Origin of the sequence: Saccharopolyspora pogona, assembly GCF_014697215.1 — a bacterium.
Taxonomy (GTDB): Bacteria; Actinomycetota; Actinomycetes; order Mycobacteriales; family Pseudonocardiaceae; genus Saccharopolyspora; species Saccharopolyspora hattusasensis.
Map to the genome: position 1 here is coordinate 24,658 of NZ_CP031143.1, position 15,397 is coordinate 40,054.

The 15,397-nt window shown below is 67.0% G+C and carries 22 protein-coding genes; 19 read left to right on the forward strand and 3 right to left on the reverse strand.

What is annotated here, in order from left to right; genetic code table 11:
- The first annotated feature begins 2 nt into the window (after window positions 1-2).
- The 16 genes from recT (at window position 3) to DL519_RS44350 (ending at window position 10,821) form a co-directional block, all read left to right on the forward strand.
- Window positions 3-872 (forward strand): recombination protein RecT, encoded by an 870-nt coding sequence (gene recT / locus DL519_RS44275; protein ID WP_190824734.1) that lies wholly within the window; start codon window positions 3-5, stop codon window positions 870-872.
- A 16-nt stretch (window positions 873-888) separates the two neighbouring features.
- The gene (locus tag DL519_RS44280; RefSeq protein WP_190824735.1) at window positions 889-1,221 is read left to right on the forward strand and encodes a hypothetical protein; all 333 of its coding nucleotides are present in this window, start codon (window positions 889-891) and stop codon (window positions 1,219-1,221) included.
- Window positions 1,218-1,505 carry a hypothetical protein gene (locus DL519_RS44285; protein WP_190824736.1) on the forward strand — a complete coding sequence of 96 codons (288 nt, stop codon included), beginning with the start codon at window positions 1,218-1,220 and terminating at the stop codon, window positions 1,503-1,505. The genes DL519_RS44280 and DL519_RS44285 overlap by 4 nt, the downstream gene beginning before the upstream one ends.
- A gap of 54 nt (window positions 1,506-1,559) precedes the next feature.
- The gene (locus DL519_RS44290; RefSeq protein ID WP_190824737.1) at window positions 1,560-2,531 is read left to right on the forward strand and encodes a hypothetical protein; all 972 of its coding nucleotides are present in this window, start codon (window positions 1,560-1,562) and stop codon (window positions 2,529-2,531) included.
- Window positions 2,528-3,109, forward strand: coding sequence for a zinc finger domain-containing protein (locus DL519_RS44295; protein WP_190824738.1), 582 nt, complete (start codon window positions 2,528-2,530; stop codon window positions 3,107-3,109). Before DL519_RS44290 ends, DL519_RS44295 begins: the two co-directional genes overlap by 4 nt.
- Before the next feature lie 228 nt (window positions 3,110-3,337).
- A complete protein-coding gene (locus tag DL519_RS44300) occupies window positions 3,338-3,772 on the forward strand; it encodes a hypothetical protein (RefSeq protein ID WP_190824739.1) in 435 nt (144 codons plus the stop codon).
- Window positions 3,772-4,044, forward strand: coding sequence for a hypothetical protein (locus DL519_RS44305; protein WP_223840496.1), 273 nt, complete (start codon window positions 3,772-3,774; stop codon window positions 4,042-4,044). The genes DL519_RS44300 and DL519_RS44305 overlap by 1 nt, the downstream gene beginning before the upstream one ends.
- A gap of 89 nt (window positions 4,045-4,133) precedes the next feature.
- Window positions 4,134-4,508, forward strand: a complete 375-nt coding sequence (locus tag DL519_RS44310) for a WhiB family transcriptional regulator (protein ID WP_317891453.1) — start codon at window positions 4,134-4,136, stop codon at window positions 4,506-4,508.
- Entirely contained in the window at window positions 4,505-5,794 is a 1,290-nt protein-coding gene (locus DL519_RS44315) for a DUF5131 family protein (RefSeq protein WP_190824741.1), read from the forward strand. Before DL519_RS44310 ends, DL519_RS44315 begins: the two co-directional genes overlap by 4 nt.
- A complete protein-coding gene (locus DL519_RS44320; protein ID WP_190824742.1) occupies window positions 5,791-7,167 on the forward strand; it encodes a DNA cytosine methyltransferase in 1,377 nt (458 codons plus the stop codon). The genes DL519_RS44315 and DL519_RS44320 overlap by 4 nt, the downstream gene beginning before the upstream one ends.
- 38 nt (window positions 7,168-7,205) lie before the next feature.
- Entirely contained in the window at window positions 7,206-7,964 is a 759-nt protein-coding gene (locus DL519_RS44325; RefSeq protein WP_190824743.1) for a hypothetical protein, read from the forward strand.
- Window positions 7,961-8,335, forward strand: coding sequence for a hypothetical protein (locus DL519_RS44330; protein ID WP_190824744.1), 375 nt, complete (start codon window positions 7,961-7,963; stop codon window positions 8,333-8,335). Before DL519_RS44325 ends, DL519_RS44330 begins: the two co-directional genes overlap by 4 nt.
- Window positions 8,332-8,841: a hypothetical protein gene (locus DL519_RS44335; protein WP_317891454.1), complete on the forward strand. Its 510-nt coding sequence runs from the start codon at window positions 8,332-8,334 to the stop codon at window positions 8,839-8,841. The genes DL519_RS44330 and DL519_RS44335 overlap by 4 nt, the downstream gene beginning before the upstream one ends.
- Window positions 8,838-9,119, forward strand: coding sequence for a hypothetical protein (locus tag DL519_RS44340; protein WP_190824745.1), 282 nt, complete (start codon window positions 8,838-8,840; stop codon window positions 9,117-9,119). Before DL519_RS44335 ends, DL519_RS44340 begins: the two co-directional genes overlap by 4 nt.
- A gap of 107 nt (window positions 9,120-9,226) precedes the next feature.
- Window positions 9,227-10,057 (forward strand): hypothetical protein, encoded by an 831-nt coding sequence (locus DL519_RS44345; protein WP_190824746.1) that lies wholly within the window; start codon window positions 9,227-9,229, stop codon window positions 10,055-10,057.
- Between the two features lie 380 nt (window positions 10,058-10,437).
- Entirely contained in the window at window positions 10,438-10,821 is a 384-nt protein-coding gene (locus DL519_RS44350) for a hypothetical protein (protein ID WP_190824747.1), read from the forward strand.
- Window positions 10,822-10,871: 50 nt separating this feature from the next.
- Here the strand turns inward: DL519_RS44350 and DL519_RS44355 are convergent, their stop codons facing one another.
- Together DL519_RS44355 and DL519_RS44360 are read right to left on the reverse strand one after the other, a co-directional pair.
- Window positions 10,872-11,339: a hypothetical protein gene (locus tag DL519_RS44355; protein ID WP_190824748.1), complete on the reverse strand. Its 468-nt coding sequence runs from the start codon at window positions 11,337-11,339 to the stop codon at window positions 10,872-10,874.
- Between the two features lie 46 nt (window positions 11,340-11,385).
- Window positions 11,386-11,661 (reverse strand): hypothetical protein, encoded by a 276-nt coding sequence (locus DL519_RS44360; protein WP_190824749.1) that lies wholly within the window; start codon window positions 11,659-11,661, stop codon window positions 11,386-11,388.
- Between DL519_RS44360 and DL519_RS49320 the strand changes: the two genes are divergently transcribed.
- Genes DL519_RS49320 through DL519_RS44370 form a run of 3 tightly spaced genes read left to right on the forward strand, consistent with a single transcriptional unit; the run spans window position 11,660 to window position 13,151 of the window.
- On the forward strand, window positions 11,660-11,794 hold the full coding sequence (locus DL519_RS49320) for a hypothetical protein (RefSeq protein ID WP_263399857.1): 135 nt from the start codon (window positions 11,660-11,662) through the stop codon (window positions 11,792-11,794). The two genes, DL519_RS44360 and DL519_RS49320, sit on opposite strands and share 2 nt — an antisense overlap.
- Window positions 11,795-11,841: 47 nt before the next feature.
- On the forward strand, window positions 11,842-12,138 hold the full coding sequence (locus tag DL519_RS44365) for a winged helix-turn-helix transcriptional regulator (protein ID WP_190824750.1): 297 nt from the start codon (window positions 11,842-11,844) through the stop codon (window positions 12,136-12,138).
- A complete protein-coding gene (locus DL519_RS44370) occupies window positions 12,138-13,151 on the forward strand; it encodes a hypothetical protein (RefSeq protein WP_190824751.1) in 1,014 nt (337 codons plus the stop codon). Before DL519_RS44365 ends, DL519_RS44370 begins: the two co-directional genes overlap by 1 nt.
- A 215-nt stretch (window positions 13,152-13,366) precedes the next feature.
- Here DL519_RS44370 and DL519_RS44375 read toward each other — a convergent pair whose 3' ends face one another.
- Complete coding sequence (locus DL519_RS44375; RefSeq protein ID WP_190824752.1) at window positions 13,367-15,340, reverse strand: FtsK/SpoIIIE domain-containing protein; 1,974 nt, start codon at window positions 15,338-15,340, stop codon at window positions 13,367-13,369.
- Between the last annotated feature and the right edge of the window lie 57 nt (window positions 15,341-15,397).

Genomic DNA, 15,397 nt, shown 5'->3' on the forward strand with positions numbered 1-15,397 from the left:
CGATGGGTAACGACCTCACCCGCCGAGTCAAGGAAGCCAACCCCGCCACCAACAGCGGAAACCAGCCCGCCCAGCAGAACGGCGGCGGCACGCTCGCTGACCAGATCCGCGCGATGCAGCCGCAGTTCCAGATGGCCATGCCCAAGGGCGCCGAGGCAGCGCAGCTCATCCGTGACGCAATGACCTGCCTGCGCACCACTCCCGCCCTCGCCCGGTGCGACGCCGCCAGCGTGCTCGGGGGGCTGATGACCTGCGCCCAGCTCGGCCTGCGGCCTGGGGTACTCGGCCACGCGTGGCTGATCCCGTTCGGCCGCCAGGCGCAGCTCGTCATCGGCTATCAGGGACTTGTCGAACTGGCGCACCGGTCCGGGCAGATCAAGTCACTGCAGGCCCGCACCGTCTACGAGAACGACACGTTCGACGTCGACTACGGCCTGGCGGACTCCCTGATCCACAAGCCCGCGATGACCGGCCCGAAGGGAAAACCGGTCGCCTACTACGCGTTCGCCAAGTTCGTCACGGGCGGGCACGCCTTCGTCGTCATGTCGTACGACGAGATGGAGACGTACCGCGACCAGAACGCGAAGTCCAAGACTGGCCCGTGGAAGGACCACTTCGAGGGTATGGCGCACAAGACGTGCGTGCGGCAGCTGGCCAAGTGGATGCCGCGCAGCACGGAGTTCGCGACCGCGATCGAGGCCGACAACACCGTGCGCGTGGACACAAGCGTGAATCCGGACGCCGCTCTCCATGGCCAGCACCCCGACGTCATCGACGGCGAGATCGAGCCCGACGAAACCACCACGCCGGATACCGGCGATCAGGGCCTCCGGCCCGATGACCCGGACTTGACCGCGCACCAGCAGAAGTGAGCAGGAGCGCAGACCAATGACCGCGATGTTGGACAGGCCCGCCCCCGCGGCGGGCCTTCCCGTCCTCCCAGACCTCGACGATCTTGACATCGAGTTATTCGACCTCCGGCCGCCCGTGGACGAGGAAGTGGTGACCCGCATCCTCGCCCGAGCCGCCGGCTGTTGGACGCCACCGATCCCGAAACCCAACGGCGAGGAGCGCATTGCCGTCGCCCGGCACTACGTCAACCGCGGGCAGGGCACCAGCGCCATCGCCCGGGCGCTGCACACCAACGGCACCATCGCCCGCCGACTCGCCGAAACCGCACGTCTCGACCAGATCCTTGACGAAATCGAGGACCGATTATGAACGCGCACCCAACACACCGAGCGCTGAAAGACGCACCTGAACAGATCGTGCAGCCATGTTCCTCGGTGTCGCTGTGGAGCGCGTGTTGCCGCGGCGAGATGCCCGCCGAAGCGCTTCTCCGACGCGACCGCGAAGACCTCGTTTGGCAGCTGCACCAACGCGGCTGGACCGACACCGAGATCGCCACGCACTGCCGCATGACCACGTACACCACCGGCCGGATCCTCGACCGGCTCGGTCTGGAACCCAACGAGCACAGGAGGTCAGCCGATGCCGCTGCATGACCTCACCTGCACCCCAGACCGGCCGATGCCCGTGACCAACCCCAAGGACTGACCATGTGGTTCTTCGTTGACGACCAGCTCGCGGACAACCGCAAGGTGCGTAAGGCCGGAACCGCGGCAATAGGGCTGTGGGTGCGGTGCGGTGCGTGGGCTGCTGGCAACCTCACCGACGGGTTTGTGCCTGCCGATATTGCCGCCCGGTACGGCACCCCTCGGCAGGCGCAGAAGCTCGTCGATGCCGGGCTGTGGGAACGCGCCGAGCGTGACGGGGAGACCGGCTACCAGTTCCACGACTGGACCGACTACCAGAAGACCCGCGAGCAAGTTCGGGCGCGCCGGGAGGCCGACGTCAAGCGGCAGCAGCGCAGTCGTCAACGAGCCAACACTGAACGCGAAACCCCGAAAACCGCCCCCCAAAGTGGGGGTGCGGTTTGGGGGGTAAACGAGCACCAGTCGAACGACCGTACTGAAAGCCAGTTTTCAGAGAAAACGCAGGTCAGCGAGGACTGTCACGGTGTGACTCACAGCGTGAGTAACGGGTGCCCCCTCCCCTCCCCTCCTGTAGTTCCTAACGGAACTACAACCACCACCACGCGCGTACGCGCGCGAGACGTCGACCTGAAAGAACTCTCGAACACCGCGCACGTTCCGAAAGCCCACCAGATCGTCGAGGCATGGAACACCAGTCACGGCCGCACCTACCCCACCCGAACGATCCGCGATCTGGCCAAACAAGTTGACATCATGCTCGCCGACCGCGGCCAACCCGAGATCATCACCGCAGCTCTGGAGCTGTGGCACCAGAAACCTGACGCAGCCCCCGGATTCCTGCCGTACCTGTACACCACCGCGCTGCGCACCGAAGCCGCCAAGACCGCGCCGGCCGCAGCACCCGCAGGGCCGAGCAAGGCCGACGCATACCGGGCGCTCGCCGAAGAAATGCGCCGCGAAGAAGTGGCAGCCCAACACGCGCTCGGTGCCCGTCGTGGCCCGATCGGCATCGTCATCGATGGAGAGCCGGCATGACACCCGCTGAAGTCTTGGAAATGTTCGCGGAGGTCTCCAACATCGATCCCCGCGTCCCTGCTGCGCCGACCCGGGAGATCGCCACCGCCTGGGCGCGGTTGCTTGACGACGTGCCGCTGGCGGTCGCGCAGGACGCGGTGCGGGACTACTACCGGTCGGCCCGTTACGCCAAGACGCACGACCGGATCAGCACCGGCGACATCGTCCAGTTCTGGGAGTCCATCTGCGACGAGGCTCGCGCGGAGAATCGCCGGCGCATGGAACTGGTGGCGATCCAGGAAGGCCTCGACGGGCGTGCGGCGATCGAGGCGGCGAAGCACAAGCCGATCCGGCGTTTCGCCGACCAGTTCGCGGTCGAGCAGGCGCGGAAGCGTGCGCGGCGGGATGGGCTCGATCCGGACGAGGTTGCGCGGGAGGTGTCGCGGTCGCGGCAGGCGTGGCGTGAGGTGCCGTGTTCGTACTGCGGGGCTGCGGTTCGGCAGCCGTGCACGGTGCCGGGAACGCAGCGGGAGTTGCGGAAGTCGCCGGCGCATCCGGTGCGGATGCAGGCTGCGGCGGCACTGCGGGAATCGGCTTGATTTTCGGCCTTATTTGGCCTGTGTCGTTTCGGGAGTGCCTGCGGTCGCAGGCAAGGGGTTTCGGCGGTGTGCGTGGATCTGGGGGGCCGGGAACCGGGTCGTGTGTATGAGTCGCCATCCGGGTGATGTGCGGTTGAGGCGAGAAATCAGGTCGGCAAACCCATTGACTCGTGTACGTTTGTGTACGTAAGTTGTAGGCATCGCCTCCACCAACCACAGGAGACCCAGATGACCAAGCACAAGCCGAAGCTCACCGAAACCCTCGCCGCACTCACCAGCCACTACGCCAACCACCCGGAACTGCCCGCCTGGCACTCCATCAACGTCGACGAGGACGGCGTGATCCGCGTCCACCTCACCGTCGAAGACCTGCGACCCGCCTCCAGCGCCGTGATCACCTGGACCGACACCCTCACCAACCCCGAGGTGCTGGTGAAGCGCTACAAGGGCGGGTGGGCCGCACTCGTCTACGACCAGGTCGAGGTGTCCGGCGACATCAACGGCCAGCGCATCACGGTTCACCGCGGTGTTCCTGGATTCGCCGACTACATCGACGCACCGCGCATCGACACCATCGGAGAGGCCGTCTTCGTCCAGGCCACCGTCGACCAGCTGCGCGCCTTCCACGCCTCCGGACTCGACGAGTTCGAGGTGGCGGCGTGATGAACCGCGGCACCCGCGACCAGGTCATCAACCCCGGCCACGAACTCGAAACCCTGTCGACCACGATCACCAGATACGGGATCACCGTCGATGACATCCGGGCACGCCTCGAACAGCTCGGCAACGACGACCCCGAGGCCGGGCACAGCATGATCGACGACCTCATGCGCGCCGCCCTGGTCGCCATCCGCGACGGCCACCCCAACCCCGCCGCGCTCGCTCGCGACGTTCTCGCCGTCGACGAAGCCGACTTTCCCCGCTGGTACGCGTGACCGCCGCAACCAACGACTGAAAACCCGCAGGCGGGCCGGAAACACCTCCACAGCGACCGGCCCGCCCACTACTCCCGAGGGAGCTACCCGTGACCGTACCGAAGAACTTCGAAATCCCCGACTTCCGGCAGTTGGGTGCGTGCCGAACCGAAGACCCCGACCTGTTTTTCCCAGTCGGCGACGCGTCCCGGAAGGGCTCGCAGCCGTGGCTGCAGGCGCAGGAAGCCAAGCAGGTCTGCGCGCAGTGCCCGGTTGCCGCGCAGTGCCTGAAGTGGGCCCTCGACCGCGGCGAGCCCTACGGCGTGTGGGGCGGCATGACCGAGCAGGAACGCCACGCCGCCAAGAGCCGCAACAGCACGCGGAAGCCGGCGGTGGTGCAGGCAGAGGTCGAGGTGCCCGCACCCCGCCAGCACGACGACAACCAGCCCCAGCTCGAACTCCCGATGCAGGAGGTTGCGGCATGAGCACCGGAATTGAGTGGACCGACGAGACCTGGAACCCGGTTACCGGGTGCACGAAGGTCTCCCCAGGCTGTGACAACTGCTACGCGCTGACCCTCGCCGAGCGGTTCCGGGGCACCCCCGGGCACTACTTCGAGAACGGGTTCGACGTTCAGCTGCGCCCCGACAAGCTCATCGAGCCGCTGAAGTGGCGCAAGCCGCGCCGCATCTTTGTGAACTCAATGAGCGACCTGTTCCACCAGGACGTTCCGGGGAGCTACATCGCCCAGGTCTGGGCCACCATGGCAGCCACCCCGCAGCACACCTACCAGGTGCTGACCAAGCGGCACGGCCGGATGCGTTCTCTGCTGTCCAACCCGTACTTCCGCAAGGACGTCATGGGCTGGCTGCGGCAGGACGGGCACCCGATCCCGGCCTGGCCGCTGCCGAACGTGTGGCTCGGCGTCAGCGTCGAGGACCAGAAGCGCGCTGACCGCCGCATCCCCGCCCTACTCGAAACCCCCGCCGCCGTCCGGTTCTTGAGTTGCGAACCGCTGCTGGGGCCCGTCGACCTCACGAAGTGGCTACCACCCATCTCCCCGATGGATCCGACAACCGCGCCGAAGTCGTGGAGTGACTGGACTTGGCCCGACTGGGTGCCACAGACGGTTCGCGACCAGATCGAAAGCTTCTGGGGGCCAAAATCGGCACGAACCCCGCAACAGTGGATGCGGGACATGCACGTGCAGGGTTCGCACCCGTTCGGTACCACCGTCACCAGCGGCGACGGATTCGGCCACAACCCGCCGCAGGTTACCGGCCGATGGGTGCACGCCTGGAACAACGTCGGTCGGCTGGTTCACGACGACGGCTCGTTCTCCTACACGTCGTTCTCGCAGCGCGCGATACGTGAACAGCGTCGCCTGAACTGGATCATCTGCGGCGGCGAGAGTGGCCCGAAGTCGAGGCCGATGCACCCCGACTGGGCCCGCAACCTGCGCGACCAGTGCCTGCAGGCCAACGTGCCGTTTTTCTTCAAACAGTGGGGGAACTGGGCGCCGCCCGACCCCGAGCACGGGAACTCCGTTTTCGACTACGTCACCAACGACGACCGCGTCCAGGTCGTCAACGACCACGGTGTCCGGCTTGGTCGCCCCTGGCCCGGCTGGCGGGTGCAAGACGGTACACGCGACGCCGCCGTGATGCGCCGCTACGCCAAGCACGCCGCTGGCCGCCTGCTCGACGGCCGCACCTGGGACCAGTACCCGCAGCAGCACGAATCCCGCGAAAAGAAGGGGAACATCGCGTGATCACCATCACCGATCTGTTCTGCGGGGCCGGCGGCTCGTCGCAGGGAGCATCCGCGGTCGACGGCGTCGAGGTCCGTATGGCCGCCAACCATTGGCAGCTCGCGATCGACACCCACCAGACGAACTACCCCACCGTCGACCACGACTGCGCCGACATCAGCCAGGTTGACCCGCGCCGTTACCCGCGCACGAGCGTGCTTTGGGCCTCGCCGGAGTGCACGAACCACAGCGTGGCGAAGGGCGTCAAGCGGGCGCAGCCGACCCTGTGGGACAAGCCGGACCCGGCCGCCGAGCGCAGCAGGGCAACGATGTGGGACGTGGTGCGGTTCGCTGAACACCACCGCTACCAGGCGATCATCGTGGAGAACGTCGTTGACGCCGCACGGTGGGAACTCTGGTCGGCGTGGCTCACGGCGATGCAGGCACTCGGCTACGAGCACCGCACCGTGTTTCTGAACTCGATGCACGCCCCGGCGACGAAAGCCCCGCGCGCACCGCAGTCCCGTGACCGCCTGTACATCGTGTTTTGGCGCAAGGGAAACCCCGCGCCGGACGTCGAGCCGCACCCGCTGGCCTGGTGCCAGAAGTGTGACCGTGACGTGAACGCGGTGCAGTCGTGGAAGAACGGCAAGCGCTGGGGCCGCTACCGGGCCCAGTACGTCTACCGCTGCCCAACTCCGCGCTGCCACGAGGTCGTCGAGCCCTACGTCAGCCCCGCGGCATCGGCGATCGATTGGAGCCTGACCGGCGAGCGCATCGGTGACCGGGTGGTGCCGCTCAAGGACGCCACGATGCGCCGCATCAAGATCGGCCTGGAGAAATTCGCGACCATGCCGCAGCTCGTTCCGGCCGGCGGCACCTGGAACCTGTCGACCACGCCAATCGACCTGCCAATGAGGGCCCGCACCACTCGGGAAACCGAGGGGCTGCTGGTCCCGGTTGAAGGACGGGACGGCAAGTCGGCGGCACCGTCGTGGATGCCGCTGCGCACCCAAACCACTCGTAACGAGACAGCGCTGGTAATCCCGGACTACCTCCGACATGGGGTCGCGTTCGTCGCCGAGCTGCGCGGGGGAGGCTCCAACGCACGGAACGTGTCCGAACCGCTGGCCACTGTCACCGCGTCCGGCAATCACCACATGCTCGTGCGCGAGGTCATCCCCCCGCAGCCCGAACCCGCCCCGAAGATTCCAGCGATCGAGGACTGCACGTTCCGGATGCTCACGCCGGACGAGATCAAGCGCGCGATGGCGTTCGGTGGCGATTACGCGCTGCTCGGAACCAAGCGGGAGCGCGTGAAGTTGCTGGGCAACGCGGTTACCCCGCCCGCCGCCGAATGGCTCGTGCGCGCTGTCCGCGACTCCCTCGTCTGACCGCTACTCCAACCACCAACCACACGAGGAGATCCGCCATGCCTGACACCAACGTGTCCCCCGGTCTGCTGCGGCAGCTGCGGGATGAGTTCGCCACCCTGCAGGCCTGCGGCCAGGGCGACCCGTACAGCCTCGCGGAAGCCGCCGTCCGAATCACCGGCCACGAGATCACTCAGCTCGCCGCCCGCGCCGAATTCCTGAAGCAGCTCGCAGATTGGCGGTTCGGGGCACTGCTCGACATGCGCGATCGCGCCCAGAAGGCCGAGGCCGACCGGGACGCGGCGCTCGAACGTCGGCCGCGGAAAGAGGACCCGATGACCACCACGAACAGGCAAGACAAGGCCCCGCAGATCACCGACGTCTACCAGGTCGTCACCTACGAACAGCCCTGCGGCGAAGGAGACGAGCGAATCGAGCCTGGCACCTACGTGGTCGGTGGCGAGTACGCGGAGGAAGGTGCCGAAGTTGTAGTGCTCGTTGTACTCGCATTGGACGAGGGTGGTTTCGACGCTACCCAGTACGTCGCTGGCCGGATCGCCGCGGCATTGTCCGGTGCTGCGACCCCGCCACCCAAGGACATCACCGAGGCGATCCGGTTGCTGACCCTCGCCGAAAAGGCCCGCCGCGATTACGCCCGTGGTACTTACGCCCGCCGAGTGCACAAGCAGGTCTCCGAGACGCTCGAAGCCGAAGCCGACGTCTACAAGACGGCGGCCGAGATCCTCCGCAACCCGCAGATCCTGAAGGGAATCATCCCTTTGTCGCAGTGGGGCGAAATCGAGGCAGGTGCGGCATGACCAGCATTGATGACCTGGCCGACCAGGTGTTCAAGCTGACCAACGCCGTGGCAGCGATCCAACGGCAGCTACGTCCGGTTGACGAGGAAGGGCTGCCGATCCCGAGCTACATGGGCAGGAGCCGTCCGGATGGCGACCCCACCGGGATCGACGGGCCGCGCTGGCAGGTTGGCGGCAGCTGGACGGTGATCGCACCCAGTGACCCGGATTTGCGAGACGGCCTGTTCCTGCGCGACTACGACGGTCAGCGGACCGGAGACGTCGGCGCGCTCGACATCGACGAGGCGCTGCGCCTGGCCGCTGCTCTGGTGGCAGCAGCCAGGTATCAGCAGGACGAGATGTACCGGAAGCGGAAGGACCAGCAATCGTGACCGCACCTCGCAAGCGCACCCGCCGTTCGGCCAAGGCCGCCGGCGCCCGGTTCGAGCGCGCCATTGCCGACTACCTCGCCGAGCACATCGACGACCGAATCGACAAGCGCCCGAAGAACGGCGCAAAGGACCGTGGCGACATCGGCGGTGTCCGGCTCTCCCCCGCGCTCCGCGGCGGCCGGATTGTCGTCGAGTGCAAAGACAGCGCCCGCACCAACCTCGCAGGGTGGGCCGCTGAAGCGGAGAACGAGCGCGGCAACGACGACGCGGTGGCCGCTGTGATCGTCCACAAACGGCACGGAGTAGCCGACCCCGGCCAGCAGTGGGTGACCTGCACAGTTGACAACTTCATCGCCCTACTCACCGGCGAACGACCGCAGACCGAGGAGGATGCGGAAGCCGAGGAGTGGGTGCAGCGCATGGCCAACCTTCCTGACGACCAGGTGCGCGCGCTGCTGGCCCGCGGCGGCTGGCTGCAGACAGACAGCGAGGAGTTGACCGCGTGACCACCGAGCAGCAGCGCGCGCAGTGGCGCAGAGACCGGGACCGGATCACGCAGGTTGCCGAGACGCTGCGCCGCGCATCCCGCCGGCAGCAGGCGGAAAGCCAGGTTGGCCGCGCGCCGATCGTGCCCGCGGAACGGTATGTGCTGGTCGGATTTCTTGACGAACTCGCGCTCGCCGCTGGTCGGGGTGACCTTCCCGCCGGCGTTCGCCGCGTCGGACTCGAATTGTGCGATGCGTTGATGCGAGAGCTTGGCGACATCCAGCCGACGACGACCTGAAACCCCTTGAACCACCACGAAAGCCCTGGAGGGTTGACTCTCCGGGGCTTTCTGGTTCACTCAGTCGGCCGCTGCGGTCTAGATCCAGACCAGTCTATATTTAGACTATGAAAGAGGAGATCCTCTCCGAACTCCGGAACTACGCCCGGTGGGTCTCCCGGCGCGATCCCCTGGTCCGCGAGGCACGCCGCAGGGGCGCCACCTGGAGCGAGATCGTCGAAGCGTCCGGGCTGGCCAAGCAGACCATCGCCAACATCCTGAAAACCGCCGACCCAGAGGAGAAAGCCGTGCAGGCCACCGACACCGCCCAGTACTTCCCGCACCACCCGCACTTCGTCAGTGTTGAGCGAGGCACCTACCGGAACAAATTCGTGTTCAAGCCGTTCACCGGCCGCGAGCCGGAGCCGGTCGCGCCGCACCACCCCGGCGTCTTCGAGGGACCGGTGTATGAGGAGTGGAAGCAGCGCCGCGACGAGCTCCAGGCGGCCGGGGACCTGTGGGCCATGGCGCGCTACCGCATCGATATGGAGCCGCTGTTCCAGCGTGGGGCCAAGGAGTGGCCGAGGGTTGTTGCCGCGGTGAAGGAGATGCGCGAGGCGTATGCGGGCTTGAGGTCGGCAACCGCGTGGGATTCCGCAGTGATGCGGCTGCTGGACGCGCAGGATGCGGCGCTTCAGGCCATGACCGACTGGGACAACAGTGTGGGTTGCGAAATCGCCCGGACTGAAGCGAGGCAGCCAGGCTCTGTGCACGACGGGCCAGGCTGGCGACGGCTGGCGCAGGAGATGGGCTTTGATTCTGCTGATTGGCAGGTGGGCACCTACTACTGGTCGGATCGGTCATGGGGCGACAGTCCTGTCGATGATCTGAAGTCCGAGATCGATCAGCAGAAGCGGAGGCTGCGGGAGATCGCGTCGTTCAGCAAGCAGCAGGCATAGCAGTGCCGTAGCTACTCCTCTCCTACTTCTGTCCTTTGTGGCCCCAGGTGACCGGTCACCTGGGGCCACTGTCATTTGTCAGCGAACGCAATGGTTTTAGTGTCAACTGAAGAAATTGCGGCAGTCAAATGCAAGCGTCTGCAAGCATCCCCCTCACAGAACGGCAAGGATCTGAACCATGCCCCGCGAACCCGAAGCCTTGTACCGCGCTCTCGTCGACCTACGCCGTGCCATGGACGGCCGGCCGCCAGCAACTGCGCCGCTTCAGCGGCCATCACCACGATCACGCGGCATGGTGATCGATCCGTCCCAGACAGGCGAGATCGCCCGCCGGGCACCCGAGGACACGATCCTTCCCGGCACCCCGTTACGGTCGCGCGGTGACCACCTCAGCTGACCACATCGGCACGTCAGGAGATCCGCTATGCGCGCTGTTAGCCACAGCCTCGCCGGATGACAGCCTGGCGTTGCTGCCTTTGGCGGTTCGCCGCGCCGCGGAGCTCGCCGAGCACCTGCGTGACGCTGTCCAGTTGCGTTCCGGGTCGACAGATCCGTTTCTGGTCGATCTGGTCGCGGCGATGGACGCCGCGGCGGACGTGCATGAGCGTTTCGTCTCGGCCTGGTCGGACACCGCGGCGCTCAGCGACATCACACAGGAGATGTTGGAGGCCGATGTGTGCGCTCTGACGGAGACCTGGGCCTCTGTGATCAACGTTGTTGCCGACCACAAGAGCGTGCTTGATCAGGACCAGAGCGGGGCTTGAACCGCTGGCCGTGAACGTGAAGCGGGCGTTAACAGCGATTGCGTCAACTCTCACGACTTTTGATCCGAAGAGGTTGCGCTTTCATCCGAGGACGCCTCCGCCCGGTGGTACTCGCGGTAGCAGTAGACGCCCTCGTGCGCTCCCCACAAGATCACCATGACCCAGGTCAGTTGTGACAGCTGGGAGTAGGGGTTCAGTGGCCCGCCGCCCAGCAGAGCTGCGGCTCCAGGTAGGCCCACGAGGGCGGCGACCCCCGTGCCGAGGACGACAGAGGCGTCGTCGTCTGGGTGCTGCGCGGCATGCCGCCATGCCCGCAGCAGCAGCACGCGCGCGACGGCCAGCACGCCGAGGCCGAGCGCGGTGCTGACGGTGGCGCCCGGCACGCTGGCCAGCGGCCAGTCGGTGATCGCGGCCGGAGCCCATACGGTGGCCACGGCGGCCGCGGCGACCAGGGTCGCGGCGATCCGCCCAGCGCGGTGCGGGATAGCGGGGAACAGGAAGTCGGGCAACTTGCCCACGTTGATCATCGGCACTAGGCGAGTGTGCCGTAATGATCCACTGCCGTCAGGGTGATTTGCCGCTGACGGCGCGCGAGATCAGGCACCTGGCGGGTTGGTGATCTCGTGACCGGACGCCGGCGCTGGCCGTGAAAGCGGGCCCCGCACCAACTTCGGTGCGGGGCCCGTCTCGTGTTGCTGGGTGGAGATCGCCGAGCGCATCGGCGATGAAGCGTCTGTTCACCCGAACGTTGGATAGAAATTTATCCACACTGCGGGCATAGTCGGTGTTGTCAGCGGATAAAAAATTATCCAACAGGACAACGAAAAGGAGCACCACCATGTCCCGCATCCAGCTTCCCGTAAACCAGCCGGACAACACCTGTGCCGCATGCGGCTCTAGCTACCCGACCCGCAGCCTCAACGGCGACAAGGTCTGCTGCTGCTGCTACGAGGCAATGACCAGCAACGACTGAACAGTCCCGGACAAACCGACGGGCCTATGTGGAGGGAACTGCTGACGATGAAGCGTCTGGAGTACGACCCAGAACGCGACGGGCTGGAGTTCGCGATCGTGGCCAACCAACTGGCCGCCTACTTGCGGGCCCGCCACGACGAGAACACGGCCGAGGCAGTGCGGCAGCTCGGCCACGCCGAAGCCGCGACCGAACAGCTGCTTGACCAGCTGCTCGCCGACCTCGACGGCCGCCTCAGCCGCCGGGAGATGGCCGCGGCCCTGGGCGTGACCCACGGGAGCGTCAACTACCGCATCTCTCGGCACCGCCGGCGCCTCCTCGACGCCGAGGAGGACGAGGACTGATGTCCACGCAGGTGCGACTCGTCGACGTGATCTGCAATGACTGCCAGGTCGACATCGTCAAGGACGGGTGGGGACAGCGGTTCCTGCCGCTGATCGAGCGGGATTTCAGCCAGTGCAACAGGTGTGCCGAGATCATCAATGCGACGTGCCAGCAGCTGGGGACGTCGGACCTGACGCTGGCCAAACCGCTGTCGTTCCTGCCGGAGCCGGATCGCAGGGAGTTCGCCGCGGTGCACGAGGCGGCGCATGCCGTCGTCGGCGAGCACCTCGGGATGGTCGTCGAGTCTCTCACCGTCGAGAAGCACGATTCCGTTGCCGCAGGTCACACCGTTCCGGCTGCCGGGGCTGTCGAGTTCGACTTTGAGAGCCTCCGGGCGTCCAAACTCGCCGACTACGCCGCGATGTGCGTCGCGGGCATGCAGGCCAATCAGCGCTGGCTGGCGGCGCGGGGCCAGGACACCCACCCCAACCGACTGGAAGTCGCCGCCGGCGGCAACGGCGACATCTTGTCCCTGGAAACCGCCGTGGACGGGCGCCTGCCGATGCGGCAGGTGCTGCGGGATGCCCGCAGCCTCGCCGACAGCGTGATCACCGACCACTGGGGACAGATCACCAGTGTGGCGCGCGCGGTGCTGGTCAACGGGCGGCTGGACCGCGACCAGGTCCGCGATGTCATGCACCAGTCCCGCACCCGCACCACCGCCACGCAACAAGACACTGGCCAGCCGGCCACCACCACCATCGGAGGAGAAGCAATGGGGATCGACGAGATCCGCGGATGCCTGGGCCAGGCATCCGGTGACTGCAACGACCTGCGCGGATTGCTCGCCGAGCTGTACGACCGCGCCCACGGCATGTTTGAGCGATTGGGCGGCGTGCTCGCCGGGGCTGAAGCGCCAGAGGCCAGCGAAGCCCTGGGCGCGCTCGGCATGCTGCTCGAACATGCCAGCAGCGCCGCCGAGTGCGTCGGGATCACCCAGTCCGCTGTCGAGGTCTACGGCGGACGGCTTTAGTGCGGCCTGGAGACAGAGACGACGGCCCCCCTCCCAACCTCGGGAGGGGGGCCGTTTCGCGCGTTCTGCGGGACGTTGGGGGAGGGGGTTGCGAGTGTCGCGGCCGCGAGAATCCGTGCAGGTCAGACGTCGTGCGACAGTCGAAATAGAAAGGTCGCCGAGGGTGATCCTCGGCGACCTTTCCGCGACACTCGCGCGACAGTCCGGCGCGACAGTTACACGGCCCGCAGGCGTGCTCGGCGGACCGCTGCACGGATCGCGCCGATGTCCCGCGTGGGGTACCGACCGTCGATTTTCGGGACGTCGAGTGCGGCGAGCTCGTCGCCGAACCGGCGCGACGACCACTCGGCGACGGGGCCGTCCAGCTCACCGTGCAGAACGCTGGTGCGCACGGTGCCGCCGGCGTCCGGGCGGGACTCGATCCACCGGCCGAGTGCGGCGATCAGCTGCGCGCGAGGATCGGCACTCTCGGCGTCCGCCGCGTCGTCGGCGTCGGCAGCTACCTCGTCGTCGGCTTCGGTTATGGCAGCGTCGCCCGCCGCGGTGCTGGTGCTGCTGCCTTGGCGCCGCAGCTCGGCCGCGCGACGGCCGAGGGTGGTGGCGTCGGCATCGTTGACGAAGGGGGATCGGGTGAGGACATGGCCGCGAATGCCGGGGGCAATGACGGCCGCCGTCCCGGCCTGGTCGACGTCGATCAGCATGGTCGAAGTGTCCAGCCGCTGCTCCCCACTGGCGCGCTTGGACATCTCGGCGTCGACATAGCCGATGATGCGGACGCCGAACTGATCGGCCACGTCGTCATCGAGGGCGCGGCCGTCGAAGTGCTGGCTGGCCAGCACCAGGCGGACACCAACCTCCCGGCCGAGGCGGGCGACATCGACCAGGGCTTGGCGGATCGGGTAGTACGGGCCGTCGATGCCTTGTCCCTCCCCATTGGATGATCCAGTGATGACCTGGAACTCATCAACGATGATGACGTGATCGGCGGGCATGTCGCCGGCGTCCTGGCGTCCAGCCCGAACGTCTTCGAGGATGGCGCTACGCCGGTATATCTCGCTGACGGCGTCAGAGAACACGGCGCCGACGCAATCCAGGAAGTCCTCTTTGGTGGACATTGTGCCGCGTGACACGTAGTGCCTGGCCACGTTTTCCCAGGCTGCGAGCGCGCCCGCGCCTTTGCCGTCGATGATGTCGAAGGTTGTGCTGGGGTCGCATCCGAGGGTGGCGGCGATGCTGCGCAGCCACCCGACGCTTTTGCCGTTGCCGGATTTCGCGACGACCAGGACGTGACGGCCCGCCGCGAGGTCGACGATCACGCGGCGGCCGTCGATGTCGGTGCCGATGTCGAGTCCGTCACGGCCGACGTTCGCGGCTTGACCTGCGGTGATCAGCGGGTGGCGGTCCGGGCGGCCGGTGAACGGGACCTCCCGGTACACGGTCAGCCCGAACCGGCGCGGCACTGGGCGCGGACTGATTGCGATCTGCTGCGGCGCGACGTCCAGCGCGCTGGCCAGGGCCTCGCGCTTGTCGGCGACCGTGCGGGTCCGTTTCCCCTTGGGGAGCAGGACTTCGGCGGTCCATCGGTCGTCGTGCTCGACGATCCCGCCGTCCAGGGTGGCGTGCTTGGTCGCACCGATGATCTCGGCGTCTCGCAGAGCTATCGTGACCAGCTCGGTGTTCTCGGCTGCGTTGGTGCTGATCCTCGGCCCGTCCGCCTGGTCGTCGGCGGCCTGTGTGCCGAGGTAGCGCAGCCAGGCCAGCCCGGCCAGGTCGGCGGCGATGGTGGCGGTGGTGATCCAGCCCAGCAGTCCCGGCAGCTGCGGGATCGGGTCGCCCAGGCCGTAAAACAGGTCGGAGAACGTGAGCGCGTTGCCGACCACGTAGGAGCCGGTGACGATCTCGCGGGTCCGGCTGCTGTCCTCTGTGTCCTGGTCGGTGTCGTTCAGGGAGCGCCAGCCCTGCGCGACATGGCCGGCCTCGACGCGGGCGCGCATGACGTACGGGCTCGCGCTGGCGAGGACCTGACCTGCGGTGATCTTGGCTCGGCTCAGTGACGAAACGGCGGCCTCAGTGTCCGCCTGGTCGTCGTCGACGGTGGCGCCGGATCGGTCCTGATCTGCGGTGATCGTGGTGGCCTCCGCGTCCGCCTGGTCCTCGACAACGGCGGGCGGCTGCTGCTGGTCTGTCATGCTGCTGGTGTCCTCTCGGGAGTGATCGAGTGATGCATCGCTGATGCCGAAGGGGAA